5 protein-coding genes and 1 pseudogene are annotated in these 5,973 nt (G+C 73.0%); 4 read left to right on the top strand and 2 right to left on the bottom strand.

Annotated features, from left to right (window positions below; genetic code table 11):
- Positions 1-1,036: pseudogene (locus H5J33_RS20545) on the bottom strand (PD40 domain-containing protein); the annotation flags it as partial.
- 210 nt (positions 1,037-1,246) lie between these two features.
- Here H5J33_RS20545 and H5J33_RS20540 point away from each other — a divergent pair.
- The 4 genes from H5J33_RS20540 to H5J33_RS20525 all read left to right on the top strand — a co-directional run bounded on the left by H5J33_RS20540 (position 1,247) and on the right by H5J33_RS20525 (position 5,459).
- The gene (locus H5J33_RS20540; protein WP_181796393.1) at positions 1,247-1,840 is read left to right on the top strand and encodes a TetR/AcrR family transcriptional regulator; all 594 of its coding nucleotides are present in this window, start codon (positions 1,247-1,249) and stop codon (positions 1,838-1,840) included.
- Between the two features lie 114 nt (positions 1,841-1,954).
- Positions 1,955-4,159, top strand: a complete 2,205-nt coding sequence (locus H5J33_RS20535) for an MMPL family transporter (protein ID WP_181796392.1) — start codon at positions 1,955-1,957, stop codon at positions 4,157-4,159.
- A 437-nt stretch (positions 4,160-4,596) separates the two neighbouring features.
- Positions 4,597-5,109 (top strand): YbaK/EbsC family protein, encoded by a 513-nt coding sequence (locus H5J33_RS20530; protein WP_181796391.1) that lies wholly within the window; start codon positions 4,597-4,599, stop codon positions 5,107-5,109.
- A gap of 68 nt (positions 5,110-5,177) precedes the next feature.
- On the top strand, positions 5,178-5,459 hold the full coding sequence (locus H5J33_RS20525; RefSeq protein ID WP_181796390.1) for a DUF1876 domain-containing protein: 282 nt from the start codon (positions 5,178-5,180) through the stop codon (positions 5,457-5,459).
- A 35-nt stretch (positions 5,460-5,494) separates the two neighbouring features.
- Here H5J33_RS20525 and H5J33_RS20520 read toward each other — a convergent pair.
- The coding region (locus tag H5J33_RS20520) for a serine hydrolase domain-containing protein (RefSeq protein ID WP_181796389.1) at positions 5,495-5,973 on the bottom strand (479 nt) is incomplete at its 5' end.

The raw sequence follows: 5,973 nt of genomic DNA, 5'->3' as shown, positions 1-5,973 counted from the left end.
CGGCGTCGGTGACGCAGGCGACCTGCCCGGTGGAGCCCAGCATCTCCGGCAGCCGTACCCGGACGCCGGGCGTCTCGGTGAGGGTGCGGGCCGGGCCGTCGCGGTGGGTGAGCCAGTACAGGCTGCCGCGGACGACGACCGCGCTGGCCCGGCCGGTCTCGTCCACGGAGATGCCGTCGACGTGCTGCGCGGCGGGCACCTGGTAGGGGCGGCGGCCGGTGCGCGGACCGGCGAGCCGGACGTCGAGCCGGCGCGGTTCGGCGCCGGGGGAGAGGTCGTCCACCAGCCACAGGTCGCCCGCGCACTGGTACACCACCCGGCTGCCGTCGCTCGCGGCGTGCCGGGCGTAGAAGGCGTCGTGGTCGGTGTGGCGGCGCAGGCCGGTGCCGTCGGGGGCGCAGGAGTAGAGGTTGCCGACGCCCTCGTGGTCGGAGAGGAAGGCGATCCGGCCGGCGACGAACATGGGGCAGGCCAGATGGCCGTCGAGGTCCGCCAGCAGCCTTTGCCCGTGCAGCCACAGGCGGCCCGTGGCGCCGCCGCGGTAGCGCTTCCAGGAGGCCGGTTCGTGCGGCGGGGTGCCGGTGAGCAGCAGGGTGCGGCGCTCGCCGCCGAGGCCGGTGACCTGGATGTCGGAGGCCGGTCCCCAGGGCAGCCGGCCGCCCGGGTCGCCGTCGGGCGGCACCTTGTAGGCCCAGGTGAAGTGGGAGAAGGGCTGGCCGTGGGAGGCGACGGCCAGGATGTCGCCGTCCGGGGTCCAGCCGCACACCTGGGTGTCGACGCTGCCCCAGTACGTCAGCCGGCGCGCGGGCCCGCCGCCGTCCACGTCGACGAGGTGGATCTCGGGGACGAGGCTGCGCCAGGAGGTGTAGGCGATGTGGCGGCCGTCGGGGGAGAAGCGCGGATGGCCGGCCTTGGTGCGGTCCGCGGTGAGCCGCCAGGCGCGCTCCGGGGCGCCGAGGCGGGCCAGCCACAGGTCGTCCTCGGCCACGAAGCACAGCAGGTCGCCGCTGAGGTGGGGGAAGCGCAGATAGCTCACCCTCCCCATGCTTTTCCGGGCACCGGGCACCGGCAACTCGTGGCCGGGGCCGCCCCCGCCGGCAGCGTCTCCTCGCCGGGCTGACAGCTTCCGCTTATGGGCTCTTCACCTTCGTGACCCAGCACACGTACGAAACCGTTTCGTTTCGCAGAAGCGCCGGGGTATCTTCGGTGGTACGAAGGCGGAGGACCCGGAGCGGAGGTGAGTGGCATGACCGAAGGCGTCGCGACGACGCGCCGCAGTCGGATCACGCCCGAGCGCGAGGCCGAGTTGTACGAGGCCGTGCTCGACCTGCTCCGGGAGGTCGGCTACGACGCCCTCACCATGGACGCCGTGGCCGCCCGCACCCGCTCCAGCAAGGCCACGCTCTACCGCCAGTGGGGCGGCAAGGCCGAACTGGTGGCGAAAGCCGTCCGGCACCACAAGCCGGGCCGGGCCGCGGCGGTCGACACCGGATCGCTCAAGGGCGACCTGCACGCCCTCATCCTGCGCGCCGACGACTGCGAGATGCAGCAGAACTCGGAGCTGATGCGGGGTCTGGCCATGACGGTGCACGGCAACCCGGATCTGCTCCAGGCGTTCCGGGAACACCTCGTCGAGCCCGAGATGGCCGACTACCGCCGGGTGCTCCAGCGGGCGGTCGAGCGGGGCGAGATCCGGGTGGACAACCCGGCGCTCGGATACGTGCGGCACATGATGATCGGCGCGTTCGCCGCCCGCATGATGCTCGACGAACAGCCGCCGACGCGGGACTTCCTCCTCTCGTACATCGACGCCGTGGTCCTCCCCGCCCTCGGCGTCTGAAACCGACGAAACACCCACCTCCCCAGCAAGCCCACCACTGACGTCACCGCTCACGTCGTCGGGCTGATCACCCCTGCCCAGCCGAACCACGACCTGACCGGGAGTACGCCCTAAGTGGCCACATTCCTCTACAAACTCGGCCGCCTCGCCTTCCGGCGACGGCACTTCGTCGCCCTGATATGGGTCGCGCTGCTCGCCCTCGCCGGGGTGGGCGCCGCCTCCGCGCCGACCCCCGGCAACACCTCCTTCTCCATCCCCGGCACCGAGGCCCAGAAGGCCTTCGACCTGCTGGAACAGCGCTTCCCCGGGATGAGCGCCGACGGCGCCACCGCCCGGGTCGTCTTCAAGGCCCCGAGCGGCGAGAAGATGACGGACGCCGGCACCAAGGCGGCCGTCGAGAAGACCGTCAAGGAACTGGGCCGAGGCCCCGAGGTCGCCTCCGTCGCCGACCCCTACACCGGGCACGCCGTCAGCAAGGACGGCACCATCGCGTACGCGTCGGTGAAGTACAAGGTCTCCGGCATGGAGCTGGAGGACTCCACCCGCGACGACCTCAAGCAGGCCGCGCAGCACGCGCGGGACTCCGGGCTGACCGTCGAGGTCGGCGGTGACGCGCTGAACACGACGCCGGAGAGCGGCTCCAGCGAGATCATCGGCATCGCGATCGCCGCCGTCGTCCTCGTCATCACCTTCGGCGCGCTGCTCGCCGCCGGGCTGCCGCTGCTGACCGCGATCATCGGCGTCGGCATCGGCGTCGCCTCCATCACCGCGCTGGCCTCCGCCCTGGACCTGGGCTCCACCACCTCCACCCTGGCCACGATGATCGGCCTCGCCGTCGGCATCGACTACGCCCTGTTCATCGTCTCCCGCTACCGCGCCGAACTCGCCGAGGGCCGCGAGCGCGAGGAGGCCGCCGGCCGCGCCGTCGGCACCGCGGGCTCCGCGGTGGTCTTCGCCGGCCTGACCGTCGTCATCGCCCTGGTCGGCCTGTCCGTCGTCAACATCCCGATGCTGACGAAGATGGGCGTCGCGGCGGCGGGCACGGTGGCCATCGCCGTCCTCATCGCCCTGACGATGATCCCGGCGCTGCTCGGCTTCGCCGGCCGCAGGATCAAGCCGGCCGGTGAGAAGAGCAGGCTGCTCGGCGGCGGCCGTGCGCCCAAGCGGCCCGGCCGCCCCAACATGGGCACCCGCTGGGCCCGGTTCGTGGTGCGCCGCCCGGTCGCCGTGCTGCTGCTCGGCGTCCTCGGCCTCGGCGCGGCGGCGCTCCCCGCCGCCTCCCTGGAGCTGGGCCTGCCCGACGACGGCTCCCAGCCCGTCTCCACCACCCAGCGCCGCGCCTACGACCTGCTCTCCGAGGGCTTCGGTCCCGGCTTCAACGGCCCGCTGATGGTCGTCGTCGACGCCAAGGACAGCGCCCGGCCCAAGGACGCCTTCGCCGAGGTCGGCAAGGAGATCAAGGGCCTGAAGGACGTGGTCACGGTCACCCCGGCCGCGCCCAACAAGGCCGGCGACACCGCGACGATCACCGTGGTGCCCAACTCCAAGCCGTCCTCGGTCACCACCGAGGACCTGGTGCACGCCATCCGCGACAAGGGCGCGGAGATCACCCGGAACACCGACGCCAAGGTGCTGGTCACCGGCTCCACGGCGATGAACATCGACGTCTCGCAGAAGCTGAACGACGCGCTGCTGCCGTATCTGGCCCTGGTGGTGGGTCTGGCGTTCCTGCTGCTGATCGTGGTGTTCCGCTCGGTGCTGGTCCCGCTGAAGGCGGCCCTCGGCTTCCTGCTGTCGGTGCTCGCCGCGCTCGGCGCCGTCGTCGCGGTCTTCCAGTGGGGCTGGCTGTCCGGTCTGATGAACGTCGAGCAGACCGGCCCGGTCATGTCGATGATGCCGATCTTCATGGTGGGCGTCGTCTTCGGCCTCGCGATGGACTACGAGGTGTTCCTCGTGACCCGGATGCGGGAGGCGTACGTCCACGGCGAGACGCCCGGCCAGGCCGTGGTGACCGGCTTCCGGTACAGCGCCCGGGTCGTCACCGCCGCCGCCGTCATCATGATCGCCGTCTTCTCCGGCTTCATCGGCTCCAGCGAGTCGATGGTCAAGATGATCGGCTTCGGCCTCGCGATCGCCGTCTTCTTCGACGCGTTCGTCGTCCGCATGGCCATCGTCCCGGCGGTCCTCGCGCTGCTCGGCAAGCGGGCCTGGTGGCTGCCGAAGTGGCTGGACCGCGCGCTGCCCAACGTCGACGTGGAGGGCGAGGGCCTGCGCGCCCACGCCGACCCCGAGGAGGAGAAGGAACTGGTACGCGCCTGACGTACCGCTTCCGTACCGGCCGGCCGGTGAGGGTGCCCGTGGGGACGGGGACGCACCCTCACCGGCTTTTGCCGTCCGGGGGCCGGCCAGAGCTCCGGTTCCGTGAAGGAGAGGCGCACCGTCGCGTGGTCGCCGGGCCGGTGCCCCGCCTGCACGTCCGGTCGCGCACCGTGACGGTCCCGCCGGTGCCGGTGTCCGGCGCCTTGGGAGTGATCTCCACACCCTTGGCGTGGGCCTCGCCCGGGGGACAGCGGGGCCAGTACGGCGGCGGCCGTCAGCAGGCGCGGCCCGCCGCCCGTCAGGGAAACCCGGGTCATGTCACCCCTCCTTCGCCGGGATGCGTTCCGTCCGGACGCGACGACGGGCCGGGGTCACAGCCGGTTCCGGGGGGGCGGAATTCCCGTGAGCGGCGGCCGGGTCTGGCGTAGCGTGCCCGCATGACGACGACAGATGCCGGCAACGAGGACTTCGGAGCCCACCCCCGGTTCGCCGAAGCGCTGCGGGCGCTCGGGCTGGAGGACGTGCTCGCGCGCACCCGCCGCTTCCCGGAGGCCACCCGGACCGCGGCCGAGGCCGCCGCCGCGATCGGGTGCGACCTGGGCCAGATCTGCAAGTCCCTGGTCTTCGCCGCCGACGGGGTACCGGTGCTGGTGCTGATGGACGGCGCCTCGCGGGTGGACGTGGAACGGGTGCGGGAGGAACTGGGCGCCGGGGAGGTCGGCCGGGCCGACGCCCGGGTGGTGCGGGAGACCACCGGGTACGCCATCGGCGGTGTGCCGCCCTTCGGGCACCGCACCCGCACCCGGGTCCTCGCCGACCGCGCCCTGCTGGAGCACGACCTGGTGTGGGCGGCGGCCGGGACGCCGCACACCGTCTTCCCCGTGGCGCCGAAGGACCTCGTCGTGCACGCCGGCGCCACCGTCGCGGACGTACGCGAACGCACCGCCTGACACCGCCGACATGACGGCCGGGGTGACAGGGCGCACCCTGGAAGCAGCGATTCTCGGAGGTGGTCGCGATGACGACGCACACCACTGTCGGTTGGCACGTCGAGCTGGAGTTCAAGGAGGAGGACGACCAGCACACGCGCGCGGCGGCCCTGGTGCGTCTGCCCGACGGCAGCGAGGTACGGGCGCACGGCCGGGCCAGCAGACACCAGGTCGACGCCAACCAGCCCCGGGTCGGCGAGGAGATCGCCGGCGCCCGCGCCCTGAACGACCTGGCCATGCAGCTGCTGAGCAAGGCGCACGAGGAGATCGACTCGGCGTCCGGGCGGACCTCCCACCCGATCCACGTGTGACTCCGCGCCCGGCGCGGGCCGGGCGCGGCCGTGGCTCAGGCGAGTGCCGTGCGGACGGCCCCTACCAGCGTCTGCGCCCTCGGGTCCGCCGTCACGCTCGCGCGGAAGCCGTTGGTGACATAGCCGAAGGCGATGCCGGAGTCCGGGTCGGCGAAGGCGAGGGCGCCGCCGCGGCCGGGATGGCCGAAGGAGCCGGGGGAGAGCAGCGGGGACGCGGCGCCGTGCAGCATGTAACCGAGGCCGAAACGGGTGCCGGCCACCAGCACCCGGTCCGGCCCGGCGGACCGCTCGGCGCGGGCCAGCTCCATGGTGTCCGGGGTGAACAGGCGGGTGCCGCCGTCCACCTCGCCGATCAGCGCGGCGTAGAAGCGGGCCAGTCCGTCGGCCGTGGCGATGCCGTTGGAGGCGGGCAGGGCGGCGGCGCGGTAGGCGGGGTCGTTCTCGTCCGGCAGCGGGGTGATCGCGGCGAACGCGCGGCGGGTGAGGGAGGCCGGGTCGGCGTAGGCCTCGGCCA

This window comes from Streptomyces sp. WELS2 (genome assembly GCF_013870595.1).
GTDB lineage: Bacteria > Actinomycetota > Actinomycetes > Streptomycetales > Streptomycetaceae > Streptomyces.
The sequence above is the reverse complement of the archived record's forward strand: the minus strand, read 5'-3'. Positions and strand labels throughout refer to the sequence as shown.

Bases quoted from the DNA above. Each gene is read 5' to 3' on its own strand.
- H5J33_RS20540 (WP_181796393.1), top strand. From the start codon at position 1,247: ATGACCGAAGGCGTCGCGACGACGCGCCGCAGTCGGATCACGCCCGAG.
- H5J33_RS20530 (WP_181796391.1), top strand. From the start codon at position 4,597: ATGACGACGACAGATGCCGGCAACGAGGACTTCGGAGCCCACCCCCGG.
- H5J33_RS20525 (WP_181796390.1), top strand. From the start codon at position 5,178: ATGACGACGCACACCACTGTCGGTTGGCACGTCGAGCTGGAGTTCAAG.